This window comes from Microbulbifer maximicatervae (SeqCode), from assembly GCF_056231245.1.
Genome location: NZ_CP174334.1, coordinates 207576 through 225052 on the forward strand (window position 1 = coordinate 207576; position 17477 = coordinate 225052).

Below are 17477 nucleotides of genomic sequence, written 5' to 3' on the forward strand. Positions count from 1 at the left end.
TGGTGCTGCTTAAGAAAGGCTAATTAATGGAATAACACGCTCAATAATTCCTTGGTTATAACCGGGGCGACGAATAGCCGCCCCGGTTTCTTTTAAAATTGATTATCGGTCAGTCCATCTTTGCCATAAATATCCGGGCGGAAGTTCAGGTTGCCCTGACCATCGACCCAGGCAGTCCAGTAGGTGATGTAAACCTTCACCAGTTGGGACATATCCACTTCCGTGGTTTCCTCTCCAGTGGTCAATTGATCGATACGCCACTGATCCCAATCTCCTTGGGGACGAAGCAGTGCTTCGGCCAAATGGCGGGGTTTTTCCAGGCGGATACAGCCATGGCTATAGCCCCGAGTGGTCAGGGAAAAAAGTTTGCGCGCGCGCGTATCGTGGAGGTACACGTCGTGAATATTGGGGATTTCAAATTTGACACGTCCCAATATATTTTCCTCACCGCCCATTTGGCGCATAAGGTAGGAACCCGCACCTGCAGCAGATAGATTTTGCGGAGTCAGGGGCAGTTTTTCACCTCTGCCGCTAATCACCCGGTATCCCATTTTTTCCATACCCGCAGGGTTTTTACGAGCTTTGGGGAGGATCTCATTCACCAGGATACTGCGCGGTACTGTCCAAGTGGGGTTAAAGACTACCTTGCTGACACGGGTGGTTATTTCAGGCGTTGCGTGTTTTTTCTTACCGACGACGACATTCATCGCCAGTTTGACCTGGTCGTTTTCCACGTACTTGAGACGGTACGCAGGAATATTGACCTGGATAAAGCGGCTACCCAATTGTTCCGGCAACTCTTCGCGGCGCTTGATATTCATTTCCACAATGCGGGCGCGCGCAGCTGGGGATAAGTTCAGGCGTTTGCGAGTTGAGCGACCGACAATACCATCTGCTCTCAGGCCGTGACGTTTCTGGAAGCGCACCACCGCTTGGTGAAGGCCCCGATCGAAGCGATTGCGATCAGTGCCACCGTAGCTGTAGTAAGACTGGTAATCACCGTATAGGGAGAGCAGGTTGCGCAGGAGGCCCACATGTGGGTGGCGTGCACCCATGGTCATGGCGGGACCCGCCGGGATTGGACGCCAGCGACCGCTGGAAGAAATCTTGCGCAGTCGTTGCAGCTCACCGCGCAGCGCTCTTACATCGTTGCCATAGGGCCGGTTTTCCTCGTAGTAAGGCCCCTCACTATTTTCAGATCTCACCGGTGGGGCGGCAGTATTTGACCGCCCCTGATTGTAATAAACGCGACTGCCAGAACCCGAACCACTATTGTTGTCCCGATAGGAACGGTATCGACTGCGTTCATAGGTGCGAGTGCTACCGGAATAATTGCGTCCTGAGTAATTGCCGGAAGTATCCGCATTGTATTCCCGCGAGTAATAGCGGCTGCGAACATTGCTGCCTAGATTGGCCGCGCGATCATATCCGCGGAAGTACTTGCGCCCGCTGGGTTCACTGGAAGCCTGCTGTTGAGCGGTGCTGGTCGCAACCAGGCGGAAACCTTCGCTATCCCGCAGAACCGGTGTGACACCCCGACGCGGGCGGGTTTTGGGCTTGAGCCTGTCCAGCTGGGTATCTTGCGCGTAGGACACAAAGGCATCGGTTAGTAAGATATCCAATACGGCTGCCATCTGCAGACGTTGAGGTGTATCGCGCAAGGTGCGATCGAAGTACCCCAGGTGGTAGCGGTAGTCGACCATGCTGCTCGGATTGCCGGAGCTGGCAGCTGTGAGTTGTTTCAGCAGGTCATTGGCACTATCACTTAGGCTGTAGTTATCGAACCAAAGCAAGCGGTAATCCGTGCGCTGGTAGATCTTGCGCACAGCGGCGGGGTTAAAAATGGGGTCCTGGGCTGGCCAGGCATCGGGGTTTTCCTCCAGCCAGTGCACTAAATGAGGGCGAACAGCGTTCTCCGGTAAAACGGGTACGGTCTTCTGGTTTGCTGCGAAAGCATAATAAAGAATGAAGACACAGAGGCTACCCAGTGTCAGCAGTGGAAGTACAGATTTGCGTCTACGATGCTCGGGGTTGAAATACGACATGGTACCTCAGCGATTCTGCGGGGGCCCGGTGCGATATTTTGGAAAATGCCGGGCGCCAGATCGTTCATACCTTCCCAACCTGTGGCGAGCCCATCCAGATACTCAGGGATATTATCGGTGACTCGCACGTGTCATGCGTCCCGCGCGACTTCCTTTTATTAAGACTGATGTCGGTGTCCTGCTTGCGCGAAACTCAACCAACTTCAGTCTGTGAAAGTAAGTATGGCAATAAATGCAAAATTTGCTTGGCGCTTCATTCTTTTTAGAGTAAGGATTTGTGAATGATGAGTTTTGCGCCAAATTTTTCGCTCATGGGTGAAAAAGGGGCGTGTTTACTGGGGCTTATTTGAATATGGTGCAGAGGCTTGCACAAAAAGTTATGCACAATTTCTCTGCCATTAGCATTGAGCCCGCTTAATTGGGCGACTGGGTAGTGAAGTAGCGCAGGGGTCCATTTTCATTGCCCTGTATAAAAGTCTGCTCCCAAAGTTGGCCACACCCCCTCTGGTCGATGGTGATCACGGTACTCGCGCGGGTGCCGTAACCTCCATTGCGAAGCATTGGTTCTGTCGCCGAGCTATCGGCATCAATTTGAATGAATATAGGAGAGAGCGCCCGCTCAATCTCCAGTGGTAGCCCGGTATGGGGGAGTTGTTGGTCCGGCGCGGGGGTGCGATCTTTGAGCAGTGCCAGTGCTGGCTCCACAAAGCTCTCGATTGTTACCAGTTGGTCGGCCGCAGGTATTATTTCTGCCAGCCCCGCTTTGCCCCTCTCCACCTTTGGCCAGGGTTCGTCCGGTGCGCCGTTGGAGATACCGTGAATACCCGGTTCAAACGTAAATGGCTTGTGCCGGTTTCCGGCACAGAAGAGAGTGTTTTGATTCTCAACATCAAACAGCAGGGCGTTAAAGCCCCGGTACTGCTGGGATTCCAGGTAGTGGATGAAAAGCTCAGGGCTAATTTGTTGGCTGAGGAATTTCTGCGGTATTTCCCCGCGGGATAGCGCTCCTACAGGTTCCGGTGTCCCAGGCTCCCGGATATTGGTTACAGCGGCGACCCGACCGGGGGAGACGCCGGCCCAGGTTCCCTGGGCTTCAAGGTCTCTACCCGCAATTAGCCCGGTCCCGGGCCAGCGCGCAGCTGAGGCGGCTGGCCTTTGATAGAACTCATCCCGATTGGCGATCAACAGCAGCGGGTATTTAGGGTGGCATTGATAGGCGAATAGCAGTAGACACATTGGGATGTTCCCTAGGGGCAAGCTGCCCTTCCACAGCGGGGGGCTTTACGACCATAATACGCCCTTTATTGGCAATCGCGATTCCCCCATGCTGACCTATCCCGAAATTGACCCGGTAGCCTTTGCAATAGGCCCCTTAAAAGTGCACTGGTATGGGCTGATGTACTTGGCTGGCTTTGTCGCGGCCTGGTGGTTGGCATTGCGCCGAAGTGCCAAACCCTGGTCGCCGGTTATTAAATCCGAAGTTGAGGACTTGATTCTCTACTGTGCCATTGGTGTCGTTATCGGTGGCCGCTTGGGGTACATGTTCTTTTATAACTTCCCCCAGTTGCTCGAAGACCCGATATCACTGATTCGGCTGTGGGAAGGGGGGATGAGCTTCCACGGCGGGCTGATTGGGGTAATGTTGGCCACGGCACTCTACGCGCGTAAAATTGGTACAACCTTCCCGGCTCTAATTGATTTCGTTGCTCCTCTGGTGCCCATCGGTCTTGGGCTTGGGCGGATCGGTAATTTTATTGGCCAGGAGCTTTGGGGGCGTGAAACTGAAGGCCCTTGGGGCATGGTCTTTCCAAAGGACCCGGACCTTCTGGTCCGGCACCCATCCCAGCTGTATCAAGCCTTCCTTGAGGGACTGGTTCTCTTTGCGCTGCTCTGGTGGTTCTCCAGTAAGCCGCGCCCTCGACTCGCGGTGGGTGGTATGTTCGTGATGCTCTACGGTGTATTCCGCTTCCTGGTGGAGTTTGTCAGGGAGCCCGATGGGCATATTGGTTTTGATTTATTTGGATGGATGACTCGTGGGCAGCTTTTGAGCCTGCCGATGATTATTGCCGGCATTGCATTGCTGGTGTGGAGTTATAAAACTCAGCCGCTTCCCGAGGGGCGAACTGAGCAGAAAGGTAAGAAAGCAGGGTCTTCCCGAGTTAAAGGCGGAGCATAGCAGTAGATGAAGCAGTATCTCGATCTAATGCGCCATGTGCGCGATAACGGCACCGCTAAAGGTGACCGCACCGGCACTGGTACTCTCAGTGTGTTTGGCTATCAAATGCGCTTTAATTTGGCGGAGGGTTTTCCGCTGATCACCACTAAAAAGTGCCATTTGCGCTCGATTATTCACGAACTTCTGTGGTTTTTGCAGGGGGATACCAATATCCGTTATCTGCAGGACAATAAGGTGCGGATTTGGGATGAGTGGGCGACAGAGGACGGTGATCTGGGCCCTGTATATGGCCATCAATGGCGCTCCTGGCCCACTTCTGATGGTCGCCAGATCGACCAAATTGAGCAGTTGGTACACCAGTTGAAAACCCGCCCGGACTCCCGGCGCCTGATGGTTAGCGCCTGGAACCCCGCGGATCTGCCAGATGAAGGTGTTTCACCTGCTGATAATGCCCGCGAAGGGCGCATGGCCCTGGCTCCCTGCCACGCCCTGTTCCAGTTCTATGTCGCTGATGGCAAGTTGTCCTGCCAGCTGTACCAGCGAAGCGCAGATATTTTCCTGGGGGTGCCTTTCAATATCGCCTCATACAGCCTGCTGACCCTTATGCTGGCACAGGTATGTGGTTTGCAGCCTGGCGACTTTATTCATACCTTTGGTGATGCTCACCTCTACTCGAACCATGTGGAGCAGGTCGAGCTGCAATTGCAGCGCGATCCACTGCCTCTGCCGCAAATGCACCTGAACCCAGAGGTCAAAGACCTGTTTTCTTTCCGTTTCGAGGACTTTGAGCTCAAGGGTTACGAAGCCTTTCCACATATTCCAGCACCTGTAGCGGTTTAAGGGGCAGTAATGACGGTTTCTATTGCTTTGATTGCGGCGGTTGCCCGCAATGGTGCTATCGGTAAGGACAATGAGCTCCCCTGGCGCATCTCTGGCGATCTGCAGTTTTTTAAGCGGACCACTATGGGAAAGCCTGTAGTAATGGGACGAAAGACCTTTGAGTCTATTGGTCGCCCACTTCCGGGGCGCGTAAATATTGTCATTACGCGTAATACCGATTGGGTTGCGGATGGCGTTGAGGTGGTCCAGTCTCTGGATAAAGCCCTGAGTCTGGCTCAAGAAAGCGCTAAAGACAGTGGGGCAAGCGAGGTGATGGTCATTGGTGGAGCACAAATTTACCGCCAGGCACTGCCACTGGCTGCCCGCTTATATGTCACCGAAGTTGACGCAAATATCGACGGGGATGCATACTTTCCCGACATGGATGACTCATGGGTCGAATCGGCACGAGAGTGTTACCCGGCCTCAGACAGGAATGAGTACAACTACTCATTAGTCCAATATGACAGATTTAAATAAAAACAATTTGATCAAAAGTTGATCGATCTGTTAAATTCTCCAACAGCTCGCACAGGGAACGTCGCCGCGAATGTGTGCATGTGACCCGGGAATGTTACCTAAGTGTTACCTTGCTACCCAAGCGGGCCGATGCTGGCAATCGGCATTTGAATAATCAAATCGGCTGTTTACAATGTGCGGCTCTTAGCTGTCTTCTAACCAATGTTTTTAAAACAAAAGGACACCGCGTTGTGGCAGCTATCTCATCGCGACCATGTTGTGAAATATTGAACCCACTGGGGGGTCTAATGAAAACCAAGCGATTCATGGCTGTGGCGCTGACCACTGCGCTGTCTGCTGGCGCGCTCTACGGCAGCGTAGCCACTGCGGATACTCTTGATAACGTACTCGCCGTCGGCCAGCAGAAAACCACTGCGGCCCAGGCATCGCAAAAGCGCATCGACAAGATTGCCGACGAAACCAGCAGCCTGCTGCAGGACTTCAAGGTGGTTAATAAAGAAATCGATGGTCTGCGCGTATACAACCGTCAGCTGGAAAAGCAGCTGGCCAACCAGCTCGAAGTTATCAATGAGCTGGACGAGTCCATTGCCAACGTTACTGTCATTGAACGTCAGATTCAGCCGCTGATTCTGCGTATGCTGGAAGGTCTGGAGCAGTTCATTGAGCTGGACGCACCGTTCAAGCTCGAAGAGCGTATGGCGAACCTCAATGGTGTTAAGAGCACCATGGACCGTTCCGATGTAAGTGTTGCGGAAAAATTCCGCCAGGTACTGGAGCTGTACAACTTCGAAGCGGAATACGCCCGTAAGATCGACTCTTACCGCGATACTCTGACCGTTGCTGGTCAGGAGCGCGAGGTGAGCGTTCTGCAAATCGGCCGTATCGCCCTGCTGGCTCAGACTACTGATGCAGAAATTGCCCTCGCATATGACAAAGCGCAAAAAGCGTGGGTTGAGATCGACGCTGGTGAATACCGCCGCGCTCTCATGAACGGTCTGAAAATTGCCAAGAAGCAGGCCACTATCGACATCATGACCATGCCGATTCCGGCTCCGGAGGCAGCGCAATGAAAACCTCTTTCGCCAAACGCGTTTTAATAGCGGCAGCAGCTGGTCTGATCAGCTTCTCCGCAGTTGCTCAAGAGAAGGCTGCTTCCCTGGACGACCTGCTGAAAATGGTTCAGCAGTCCAAAGTTGCCGAGTCCAAAGAACACAAGCAGCGTGAAGCTGAGTTCCGCCGTCAAAAGGCAAACCAGAATGCCCTGCTGAACCAAGCGAAGAATACTCGCACCGCTGAAGAGAAGCGTTCTGCTGACCTGGAAAAGAAATACCAGGAGCAGGAAGTCGCTGTTGATCAGAAGCGTCAGCAACTGGACCAGCGCCTGGGTTCCTTGAAGGAACTGTTCGGCCATATGTCCTCTACTGCTGCCGACCTGCGTGCCAATATCGGTTCCTCTCTGGTTTCCGCTCAATACCCTAACCGTACTGAGTTCATTGATGGCCTTCTGGGCAAAATGAACAGCGCTACTCAGCTGCCGACTATCGAAGAGATCGAGCGTCTGTGGTTTGAAATTCAGCGCGAAACGGTTGAATCCGGCAAGATCGTTAAGTTTAACGCGACCGTGATCAAGCCCAACGGTGAGCAGGCTGACCAGGAAGTGGTTCGTGTAGGTAACTTCAATCTGGTTTCCAATGGTAAATACCTGGAAATGAACAATGCCTACAAAATGGCTGAGCTGATTCGTCAGCCGGACGCCAAGTTCCAAGGCATGGCTGAAGCTCTGCAGGCTTCTACCAGTGGTTTCAGTGCCTTCGGTGTAGACCCAACTGGTCCTACCGGCGGCTCCTACCTGAAAGCCATGATCAATAGCCCGGATATCGTAGAGCGTTGGCACCAAGGTGGCATCGTGGGCTACATCATCTCCGCTGTTGGTGCCTTCGCGATGCTGCTGGCTATCTTCCGCCTGATCATTCTGACTGGCGTTGGCGCCAAAGTGAATGCACAGCTGCGCTCCTCTACTCCGAACACTAATAACCCACTGGGTCGTGTACTGGCTGTTGCAGAAGAGAACAAAGGTGTAGACGGTGAAACTCTCGAACTGAAGATGGAAGAAGCAGTACTGAAAGAGCGTCCGGCAATCGAATCCGGCCTCAACCTGCTGAAGATCATCGCGATGGTTGCTCCGCTGCTGGGTCTGCTGGGTACCGTTACCGGCATGATCATCACCTTCCAGGCGATCACTATCTTTGGTGCGGGCGATCCCAAGGCAATGGCCGGCGGTATTTCCTCAGCCCTGATTACCACTGTTCTCGGTCTGGTTGTGGCTATCCCAACCGTTCTGATGCACACCGTAGTTAATGGTCGTGCCAAGCGTGTCCTGCACATTCTGGAAGAGCAGAGTGCTGGTATCGTGGCAGAAAACGCCGAGCGCAAATAAGAGGAGGCGGCAACATGCACGCATTAAATGACGCATGGGCCGCCGTCAACGCCTTTATGGCGTCGGGCGGGCCAGTACTGTTCCTGATCGCCGGCCTGACCTTCTTTATGTGGACGCTGATTTTTGAACGTGTTTTCTACTTTAACAAAGGGTTGAAAAGTGACGTTCAAGGTGCGGTAGACCAATGGGAGGGGCGCGGTGAGCGCAAATCCTGGGCTTCGCACCAGATCCGTTATGCGATGATTTCCCGGGTATCCGAGAAAATTCAGGACAATATGGACATGATCCAAGCCTGTGTCGCCCTGGCTCCTCTGTTTGGGCTGTTGGGTACGGTTTGGGGCATGATCAATGTGTTTGATGTTCTCGCGATTACAGGTGGTGGTGACGCCAAGCAGATGGCCAGTGGTGTATCCATGGCAACTATCCCGACAATGGCGGGTATGGTTGCGGCGCTGTCAGGCGTATTTGCCAACACTTACCTTGCCCGTAAAGCTGAGCGTGAAACCCAGCTGCTGGAAGATCATCTGACGATGGATCACTAAGCATACACCAGTTAATAAGCCTGCTTATTTACTGTGAAGGTTTAGCCAAGCCAGATACTTTCGCCGGGGGCTCCCTGAGCCCCCGCTGGAAAAGTTCGCTAAGAGAGTTGCTATGAGCAAAAGACAAAATACGGCAGAAGAGGAAGCCGGCGCAATTGACCTCACGCCCATGCTGGACGTGGTGTTTATCATGCTGATCTTCTTTATCGTCACCGCGACCTTTATCAAGGAGCCGGGTGCTGATATTGAGAAGCCGGAATCGACGACCGCTGAACTCAAGGCCGCCTCTATCCTGGTAGCGATCAACGACAGTGACGAGGTTTGGATTGCTAAAGAGAAGGTTGATGAGCGCCAGGTACGAATTGTCCTGGAGCGCCTCTACTCGGAAAACCCGAAAGGGTGGTTGGTAATTCAGCCCGATAAGGGAGCAAGCATTGAGAAGATTGCCCTGATTGCGGAAGCAGCCAGGAAGATTGGTATCAAGAAAGTTTCCGTCGCTACAGAGAAGAGTTAACAGCTATGAACCCGGTAAGACTTCTTGGGGCAGGTACATTGGCATTGGCCACTACCTTTGGCCTCATCTTCACCATGCATCAGCTGATCGCGGCAAACATGGGTGCTCCAGAGGATACTCCGGAGTACAAAGTTGCCGATGTGGTGATGCCTGATACGAAGATTGAAACACAGTACGACACCGCCAAGCCGGTAAAACCAGATGAGCCTGAGGCTCCGCCACCGGAGATGCCGGAGCCTGATTTTGAGGAGCCGGATCTTGATGGCAGCATCAATATCGCTGCTCCCTCTGCGGGTGGCAACGTTAAGCTGTCTGGTTTCAGCTTTGGTGAAGGTGACTATCTTCCAATCGTAAAAGTACAGCCGCAGTATCCCCGTCGCGCTCTACAGCGCGGTATGGAAGGTTATGTAATCGTTGAGTACACCGTTACAACAAACGGTTCAGTACGCGATCCGATCGTAATTGAGGCTTTTACGCTGCAAGGTAAGCCTACAACGGTTTTCAATCGGTCTGCCCTGAAGTCCGCATTGAAGTACAAGTACAAGCCGCGGGTAGTCGATGGCAAGCCGACCGAAGTTCCTAATGTTAGGACCAAGATCAGCTTTAACATGGCTAAGGACTAAAGGGGAAGCACTATGAAGTTGACGACCATAACTAAAGGTTTGTCCAAGTTCGCTCTGCGCACCTCAGTGGCGCTACCCTTGGTTCTTGCACCGACGGTCAGCGTCACAGTGTTAGAAGCTGTCGGCATGTCAGCGCCGTTCGCTTCAGCACAAGCGCAGGAAGAAAAAAAACCGAGCAAGCAAAAAACCCGTAAAGTTCCGGCTATGCGTGAAGCTGCGTACAAGAAGCTGGAAAAAGCTCAAGAGGCTGCAGATGCAGAGGATTGGGCGGGTGCTCTTGCAGCGCTGAAAGAGATGGATGCAAGCAAGAAGCGGTACAACGGCTACGAAGTTGCCCAAATGTACAACTTCTTCGGTGTTGTTTATTACAGCACTGAAAACTATAAAGAGGCGATCCCTTACTTTAAAAAGGTACTGGCCCAGGGTGAGAAAAACCTGCCGGTAGCATTGGAAGTGGGCACCCTGTTTACACTTGCCCAGCTGTACTTCGTAACTGAGGATTACAAGCAGGCGATTAACTACTTGAACCAGTGGTTTAAAGTTTCTGATCGTATCACTGCTGACTCCTATGCACTGCGTGCTCAGGCTTACAACCAGATTGGCAATCAGGATAAGGCTCTCGCGGATATCAATATAGCGGTATCCATGTTTGAAAAAGAGGGCAAGATACCGAAGGAAGGTTGGTTCGGCTTACAGCAGTATGTTTACTTCGAGCGCGGAGACTACCCGAAAGTAGCTGCCGTTCTAGAAAAACTGGTGCAGTACTACCCGAAGCCAGCGTATTACAAAACCCTTGGTGCAGTATACGGTGAACTGAAGCGCGATAAGGATCAGCTGCACATGATGGAAGCAGCTTACCTTGCCGGAGCTTTGGAAAAGGATAAAGACCTGCTAAATATGGGGTATCTCTTTATGGGGCATGAAATGCCTTATAAAGGAGCTAAAGTGATTGCCAGGGGTATCCAAGATAAGAAGATCCCACGCACAGCTAAAAACCTGGAAACTCTAGCTCAGGCCTACCAGATGTCACAAGAGCTGCAGAAAGCTATTCCCCAGTTGGAAGCGGCAGCACAGCTTTCTGATAAAGGTGAGATCTATTCGCGCCTGGCTGGTATTTACCTGGACCTGGATCAGAACGAGAAAGCCCTTTCTATGGGTAAGAAAGCTCTGGCCAAAGGTGGTATCAAGCGTGTTGATCAGCTGCATATCGTAATGGGTATGGCGAATGCCAACCTTAAGCGTTATGACGCAGCTTTAAAGAGCCTCAAGCTTGCACGTAAAGATGAGCGCTCAGAGAAGTTCGCCAATCAGTGGATTTCCTTTGTTGAAGGTGAAAAGGAGCGTGAAGAGCAGCTGGCAATTTAAAACCAGTTAACTCTTTAACCCCTTAAAAGCCACGCAGAAATGCGTGGCTTTTTTTATACGTGTTTGTTTGTGAGTTCCGGCACAAAATTTTGAGATAACCTGTATTAACAGACTATTTGCATTTTTTTGTAAATTAGCTAATGATAAAAGGTAGCTGATCAGCTTTTCCATTTTCGGCACAAGGATGCCGCTTATTGCACCCTAACAATAATAGGAGAGGTGTTATGGATAGAGCTTGTCAGTCAATTCCCAACTCCGTGTTTTTCCCCCAGCATTTACTTGCAGGCTACGTGAAGGGCCTGGGATATGCTGCCGTGACAACAGTGGGGCTGCTCTTTTTGATGAGTCAGCTGGTGGCAACTGATATTGAAGAGCCAGCAGTTGAGTTGTTGCCACAGATTAAATCGGTACATATGCCGAAAAAGGTGATTGTTACCGAAAATTATGAGGCACCTACACCACCACAAACAGTCATTGAACAGCCGAATATGCGAGTTGAGCAGACTGAAGTCTTGCCGGTTAAGCTGAATATTCAAATAGGCTCTCCAACACCAGTCTCTGAAACTGGGATGAAGGTATCGCAAGATCCTTTGCCTGTGTACAAAGCTGCACCGCGATATCCTAGTGCCGCTTTGCGCAGGGGAATTGAAGGATATGTTGTTGTAGAGTTTACAGTGACAAAAACAGGGGCAGTGCGAGATGCCCGTGTTGTTGGTGGTTATGACTCTAATGGTAACCCAACCCGTGTATTCGATCGTTCTGCGATAGCTGCGGCAGAAAGGTTTAAGTATCGGCCTCAAATGGAAGCTGGCCAGCCAGTGGAGCGCTACGGGGTACGCAATCGAATCAGTTACAAAATAGCGGAATAAAAAACGGCCCTTAGGGGCCGTTCTTTTTAGAGCAGTTTTAATCAGTCAATTTCCCTTACCGCCCCGCGGTCTGCACTGGTGGCAAGCATGGCATAGGCTTTCAGTGCCTTGCTGACTTTGCGAGGGCGCTTTTCGATTGGCTTCCAGCCATTGGGATTTTTTTCCATTTCCCTGCATCGCTTATCGAGTTCACTTTCCTCAATAGCGATTTCAATTTTCCTCCCTGGAATGTCAATACGTATAAGGTCTCCATTGCGAACCAGAGCGATGTTACCTCCAGAAGCTGCCTCAGGTGAAACATGTCCGATAGAGAGGCCCGAAGTACCGCCTGAGAAGCGGCCATCGGTAATCAATGCGCAGTGCTCACCGAGTCCTTTGGATTTTAAATAACTAGTGGGGTAAAGCATCTCTTGCATACCAGGTCCACCTTTAGGACCCTCATAGCGGACGATAACAGCCTCACCTTTACTGACCTTCCCTTCGAGGATATTGGAAACCGCCTCTTCCTGGCTTTCTACTACGTGGGCGGGGCCTTCGAATTTCCACAGCGACTCATCGACGCCGGAAGTCTTCACTACACAGCCATTGGGGGCCAGGTTACCAAAGAGAACGGCGAGCCCTCCCTCAGAGGAGTAGGCGTGCTCAGCAGAACGGATACAGCCACGCTGGCGGTCTGCATCTAAAGTGGACCAGCGGCATTCCTGGCTGAAAGCTGTTTGGGTGGGAATGCCTGCGGGGCCCGCGCGATAGAATTCCAGTACAGATTGGTCGTCCGTGCGGCAAATATCCCAGCGTGCCAGGGCATCGGCGAGCGAACCACCGTAGGCGGTTGGTAGTGAAGAGTCGATAAGACCTGCGGCCTCCAACTCCCCGAGGATAGCCATTACACCGCCGGCGCGGTGTACATCTTCTATATGGTATTTCTCGGTATTGGGGGCAACTTTGCACAGCTGTGGAACCTCACGGGAGAGGCTGTCGATATCTTCCAGGGTGAAGTCAATCTCACCTTCCTGAGCGGTTGCCAGCAGGTGCAGGATGGTATTAGTGGAGCCTCCCATGGCGATATCGAGTGCCATGGCATTGCGGAAGGCTGTGCGGTTGGCGATGTTGCGCGGCAGGGCAGTTTCGTCATCCTGCTCATAGTAGCGTTTGGTCAGGGTTACGATCTCGCGGCCAGCGCGGAGGAATAGCTCCTTGCGGTCGGCGTGGGTCGCTAGCATGGTGCCGTTACCAGGGAGTGAAAGCCCCAGGGCCTCGGTCAGGCAGTTCATGGAGTTCGCTGTAAACATACCTGAGCAGGAGCCACAGGTCGGGCATGCAGAGCGCTCATACTCAGCAACTTCCTCGTCGGAGGCCGTATCTGTAGCGGCGATCACCATAGCATCTACTAAGTCGAGCTTGTGGTCAGCCAGTTTGGTTTTGCCGGCCTCCATCGGGCCACCGGAGACAAAGATAACTGGAATGTTCACGCGCATGGCTGCCATCATCATTCCCGGTGTGATCTTGTCACAGTTGGAGATACAAACCAGGGCGTCGGCACAGTGGGCATTGACCATGTACTCCACTGAGTCAGCGATAATTTCGCGGCTGGGCAGGCTATAGAGCATGCCGTCGTGACCCATTGCGATACCGTCATCCACAGCGATCGTATTGAACTCCTTGGCCACGCCGCCGGCGCGTTCAATCTCCCTTGCGACAAGCTGACCCATATCTTTTAGGTGTACGTGTCCAGGGACAAACTGGGTAAAAGAGTTTGCGATGGCAATGATTGGCTTATGGAAGTCCTCGTCCGTCATACCGGTGGCACGCCACAAGGCGCGGGCTCCGGCCATATTGCGACCGGCGGTAGAGGTGCGGGAGCGGTATTGGGGCATAGTCACAGATTCCAGCTGGCAACAATGAATGCGCCAGCTTAGCAAAAAACGGACTTTCCTGGGATGTTTTTGCGCTCAAACTACCCATTAAAGGAGTATTAAGGATGGATATTTCAAATTTCTATGACTAAGTGGACTGACTTTTCCCCAGGCGTTTACGCAGGATTCTCGAATTGCGCTGAATGTTGTACAGGGACTTTCGCGCGGTAGGCAGCTCACTGATACCGACTTGCTCAAAGCCCTGCTCGATAAACCAGTGCTCTGTCTGGGTGGTGAGGACGTAGAGCTCATCAACCTGGACTGTTTGCGCCTGTCTCTCAAGGTGGCGCATCAGCTTGGCACCACGCCCTCCACCGCGAAATTCCGGGTGGCTTGCAAGGCAGGCAACTTCGGCTGCTGTGGTAGTACCCTTATCATCCTTAATGGGATACAGAGCTGCACAGGCAACTGGAGTACCATCCACTTCCACAAGCGTGAAGTGTTCAATTTCTGCCTCGAGCTTCTCGCGGGAGCGCCGTACCAAAACGCCATCTTTCTCTAACGGGCGGATCAGTCCAAGAATGCCGCCCACATCGGTAATTCGCGCTCTGCGCACAACTTCGTAGCTGTCCCGGTAAATCATGGTACCGGCCCCTTCACGGCGGAACAGCTCCTGAATTAAGGCGCCGTTTTTACAAAAGCTAAGTAGGTGTGTACGGGCGATCCCTGCATTACAGGCTCGAATGGCGCAGCGCAGGGTTGCGCTTTGCACTTTGGGTGAAACCTGCTCTGCCTGCAAAATACTTAACTCGTGTACCGGATTTCCGTCCACTTGAAGTTGCTCAGGTTCGCGGAATAGCACTAGTTTCTCGGCGCGCAAAACTCTGGAAGCCTCAGCGGCCAGATCCAGGTAATTGATATTGAAAAGCTCCCCGGTCAGGGATGTGCCCAGGGGAGAAAGGAGCACCAGGGAACCCTGATCCAGGTTTTGCTCCAGAGTGCTGGTGTCCATGCGCCGTACGGTGCCGGTCCAGCCCAGGTCCACGCCATCGAGCACGCCACTGGGGCGGGCGGTAACAAAATTGCCTGAGACCACCTTGAGGGCCGAACGCGCCATCGGTGAGTCTGGCAGTCCCTGGGAAAAAGCAGCTTCAATATCGAAGCGCAGTTTGCCCACGACGGACTTAACAATTTCCAATGTCTCTCGATTGGTAATACGCTGGTTCTCGTGAAACCGATTTTCTATGCCGCGCTCATCCAGGGCTCGATTAATTTGTTCCCGCGCGCCGTGCACAACAACCAAGCGAACCCCAAGGCTGGCGAGCAGCGCCATATCGTGTACTAGATTGCGGAAATTGGCGTGCTCTAAAGCGTCGCCGGGGATACCAATTACTAAAGTGCGACCGCGGAGGTCGTTGATGTAAGGTGCCGCGTGGCGAAACCAGTTCAGGGAGGCGTTATCGTCGCTCACTAATTCTTACCGTGTGCAAGTCTTGTGGTGTTAAAGCCCCGGAGGCTGTCGCAGGCAGATTAAAGGCAAAAGCGGCCAATCAAGTCGCGCAGAATGTTGACCATAGGGTTGATACGATCCAGGGCGAGAAATTCATCCGGCTGATGAGCTTGGTCAATATCGCCGGGGCCGAGCACGATAGTGTCAATATTCAAACTCTTCAAGTAGGGTGCTTCAGTACCAAAGGCAACACTTTCAGCGGGATGGCCACAAAGTTGTTCTGCAACTTTTACTAACTCTGAATGGGCATCCTGTTCAAAGGGCGCAGTGCCAGGGAATAAAGAGGCCACTTCCACCTGAATTTTATTGTCTTGTGGAATGGTAAGGATACGTTTGTTTAGTTCTTCCCGCAGGTCCGTAAGCTGCATTCCTGGCAACGGGCGAATATCAAACTGGAGTTCTGTGTGGCCGCAGATCCGATTGGGATTGTCACCCCCATGGATACAGCCTAAGTTCATCGTGGGTACTGGAACGGCGAATCCGGGGTTGTTGTATTTTTGCTGCCACTTTTTTCGCAGTGTTAATAGCTCACCGATAACTTTATGCATGGCCTCGAGCGCGTTGGCCCCCAATCTGGGATCTGATGAGTGGCCGGATTGCCCGGTAATACGCACAGCTTCCATCATAACGCCTTTGTGCATACGTATCGGGCGAAGCCCGGTGGGCTCACCAATTACCGCATAGCGCGCTTGGGGTTTGCCAGCCTGCACCAGGGCGCGGGCACCACTCATACTTGTTTCTTCATCGGCTGTTGCCAAAACAATCAGTGGTTTTTGTAGAGGCTTGTCGAGAAAAGTCTGCACAGCCTCAATAACCAGAGGGAAAAAACCCTTCATATCACTGGTGCCGAGACCGTATAAGCGGTTGTCGCGCTCTAAAACCTTAAAGGGGTCCGATTGCCAGCGCCCCGCATCAAAGGGGACTGTATCAGTATGTCCGGATAGAACGAGCCCGCCTTTATCACCACTTTTACCGCCGAGAGTAGCAATCATATTGGCTTTGTTGGGAGAGCCCTTTAAAGGCATTATCTCTACATTGAAACCAAGTCCTTCCAACCATTCACCCAGTAGTTCAACCACCGGGCGGTTACCCATATCCAGGGAAGGATCGGTTGCACTGACACTGGGGCAGGCAATCAGTTGATGTAATTGGGTCTTCAGGTCAGGTACTGCGATACTCGCCATGGTGACTTTCCCTACTCTTGTTGCGCCATTCATTCAAGATAACAGCGGCTCCGATCAGTCCTCCCCCAAGGGCGAGACGGGTTAGATCGGCATCCCGATTCCAGATTAACAGATTTACCAACAAGCCAACGGGAATCAGTGCATTATTCATTGCGGCCAGGGTACCAGTAGAGACCTGCGTAGCACCCTTGTTCCACAAAAAGTATCCCAGACCTGATGCCACCAATCCCAACCAGAGTAGAACACCCCATTGCTGTGAGCCCTGTGGGTACTGCGGTTTCCCAAGCAGGAGCCAGGCAATAACAGTGATCAAGCTGGCGCCGATAAAAAACCAAGCGAAGGTTTGCCTCGGGGGGAGGCCTTGCTCGACGGACATCAGACGCTTGTAGGTTACCTGTCCCACAGCAAAACATAGGTTGGCACCCTGGACGACTGCAAATCCAATCCAGAAGTCGCTACTGGGGGAGTCCCAGCGAATAGTGGCGGCTCCCAATACAGCTACGGCTGCGATAGTGAGGTTCCAGACAGAAAAGTGCCTATTAAGGAAGTCCTCAAGGGCGGTGATATAAAGAGGGGTGAAAATAGTAAATAGCAGTACCTCGGGGACACTGAGCAGTAAGAATGACTGGTAGTAAAACAAATACATCAGCCCCAGTTGTACAGCGCCGATCACAATTAAACGGATCGCGGTGCGGAGAGGGCAAGCCTTCCATTTCAGCATGGGTAGAAATACCGCTGTGGCAAGGAGAACCCGTGTCATTGCTGAAAAATAACTATCCACCTGTCCGGCCAGGTAGACGCCTATCAAACTGAAGGAAAAGGCCCACAGAAGAGTGACAAACAACAGTAATGGCATCTGGATAAATTCGCAGGCAGCAGTAAATTGGTGGGGCAGGCCCAAGTTATGACTCCGAATACTACTGTTGCTTGTAATAAATAGATATGGATTTGGAGTTCCAAATCTATTTTTAGAGTTAGCTTGGTTTTTCAAGCAAGGTGA

The 17477-nt window shown here is 52.3% G+C and carries 16 protein-coding genes; 10 read left to right on the plus strand and 6 right to left on the minus strand.

Annotated features, from left to right (window positions below; genetic code table 11):
* Nucleotides 1–92: 92 nt before the first annotated feature.
* Together ACJJIS_RS00985 and ACJJIS_RS00990 are read right to left on the minus strand one after the other, a co-directional pair.
* Nucleotides 93–2045, minus strand: a complete 1953-nt coding sequence (locus ACJJIS_RS00985; RefSeq protein WP_444892208.1) for a L,D-transpeptidase family protein — start codon at nucleotides 2043–2045, stop codon at nucleotides 93–95.
* A gap of 414 nt (nucleotides 2046–2459) precedes the next feature.
* The gene (locus tag ACJJIS_RS00990) at nucleotides 2460–3281 is read right to left on the minus strand and encodes an NRDE family protein (protein ID WP_475709252.1); all 822 of its coding nucleotides are present in this window, start codon (nucleotides 3279–3281) and stop codon (nucleotides 2460–2462) included.
* An 88-nt stretch (nucleotides 3282–3369) separates the two neighbouring features.
* Between ACJJIS_RS00990 and lgt the strand changes: the two genes are divergently transcribed.
* The 10 genes from lgt to ACJJIS_RS01040 all read left to right on the plus strand — a co-directional run bounded on the left by lgt (nucleotide 3370) and on the right by ACJJIS_RS01040 (nucleotide 11930).
* Nucleotides 3370–4221, plus strand: a complete 852-nt coding sequence (gene lgt, locus ACJJIS_RS00995) for a prolipoprotein diacylglyceryl transferase (protein ID WP_444908395.1) — start codon at nucleotides 3370–3372, stop codon at nucleotides 4219–4221.
* A gap of 6 nt (nucleotides 4222–4227) precedes the next feature.
* Nucleotides 4228–5061 (plus strand): thymidylate synthase, encoded by an 834-nt coding sequence (locus ACJJIS_RS01000; RefSeq protein WP_475709253.1) that lies wholly within the window; start codon nucleotides 4228–4230, stop codon nucleotides 5059–5061.
* A gap of 9 nt (nucleotides 5062–5070) precedes the next feature.
* Nucleotides 5071–5580: a dihydrofolate reductase gene (locus ACJJIS_RS01005; RefSeq protein ID WP_445362660.1), complete on the plus strand. Its 510-nt coding sequence runs from the start codon at nucleotides 5071–5073 to the stop codon at nucleotides 5578–5580.
* Between the two features lie 287 nt (nucleotides 5581–5867).
* A complete protein-coding gene (locus tag ACJJIS_RS01010; protein WP_413663573.1) occupies nucleotides 5868–6650 on the plus strand; it encodes a DUF3450 domain-containing protein in 783 nt (260 codons plus the stop codon).
* A complete protein-coding gene (locus tag ACJJIS_RS01015) occupies nucleotides 6647–8017 on the plus strand; it encodes a MotA/TolQ/ExbB proton channel family protein (protein ID WP_475709254.1) in 1371 nt (456 codons plus the stop codon). Before ACJJIS_RS01010 ends, ACJJIS_RS01015 begins: the two co-directional genes overlap by 4 nt.
* 14 nt (nucleotides 8018–8031) lie before the next feature.
* Nucleotides 8032–8559 (plus strand): MotA/TolQ/ExbB proton channel family protein, encoded by a 528-nt coding sequence (locus tag ACJJIS_RS01020; protein ID WP_282930984.1) that lies wholly within the window; start codon nucleotides 8032–8034, stop codon nucleotides 8557–8559.
* 112 nt (nucleotides 8560–8671) lie between these two features.
* Nucleotides 8672–9073: an ExbD/TolR family protein gene (locus ACJJIS_RS01025; protein ID WP_444934360.1), complete on the plus strand. Its 402-nt coding sequence runs from the start codon at nucleotides 8672–8674 to the stop codon at nucleotides 9071–9073.
* 5 nt (nucleotides 9074–9078) lie between these two features.
* On the plus strand, nucleotides 9079–9696 hold the full coding sequence (locus ACJJIS_RS01030) for an energy transducer TonB (RefSeq protein WP_475709255.1): 618 nt from the start codon (nucleotides 9079–9081) through the stop codon (nucleotides 9694–9696).
* A 12-nt stretch (nucleotides 9697–9708) separates the two neighbouring features.
* The gene (locus ACJJIS_RS01035; protein WP_475709256.1) at nucleotides 9709–11061 is read left to right on the plus strand and encodes a tetratricopeptide repeat protein; all 1353 of its coding nucleotides are present in this window, start codon (nucleotides 9709–9711) and stop codon (nucleotides 11059–11061) included.
* 224 nt (nucleotides 11062–11285) lie between these two features.
* The gene (locus tag ACJJIS_RS01040; protein ID WP_475709257.1) at nucleotides 11286–11930 is read left to right on the plus strand and encodes a TonB family protein; all 645 of its coding nucleotides are present in this window, start codon (nucleotides 11286–11288) and stop codon (nucleotides 11928–11930) included.
* Nucleotides 11931–11971: 41 nt separating this feature from the next.
* Here the strand turns inward: ACJJIS_RS01040 and ilvD are convergent, their stop codons facing one another.
* The 4 genes from ilvD to ACJJIS_RS01060 all read right to left on the minus strand — a co-directional run bounded on the left by ilvD (nucleotide 11972) and on the right by ACJJIS_RS01060 (nucleotide 17378).
* On the minus strand, nucleotides 11972–13804 hold the full coding sequence (gene ilvD, locus ACJJIS_RS01045; protein ID WP_475709258.1) for a dihydroxy-acid dehydratase: 1833 nt from the start codon (nucleotides 13802–13804) through the stop codon (nucleotides 11972–11974).
* Nucleotides 13805–13931: 127 nt separating this feature from the next.
* Entirely contained in the window at nucleotides 13932–15254 is a 1323-nt protein-coding gene (gene argA, locus ACJJIS_RS01050) for an amino-acid N-acetyltransferase (RefSeq protein WP_445355519.1), read from the minus strand.
* Nucleotides 15255–15313: 59 nt separating this feature from the next.
* The gene (gene argE, locus ACJJIS_RS01055) at nucleotides 15314–16477 is read right to left on the minus strand and encodes an acetylornithine deacetylase (protein ID WP_475709259.1); all 1164 of its coding nucleotides are present in this window, start codon (nucleotides 16475–16477) and stop codon (nucleotides 15314–15316) included.
* Complete coding sequence (locus ACJJIS_RS01060) at nucleotides 16455–17378, minus strand: carboxylate/amino acid/amine transporter (protein WP_475709260.1); 924 nt, start codon at nucleotides 17376–17378, stop codon at nucleotides 16455–16457. Before ACJJIS_RS01060 ends, argE begins: the two co-directional genes overlap by 23 nt.
* Nucleotides 17379–17477 lie beyond the last annotated feature (99 nt).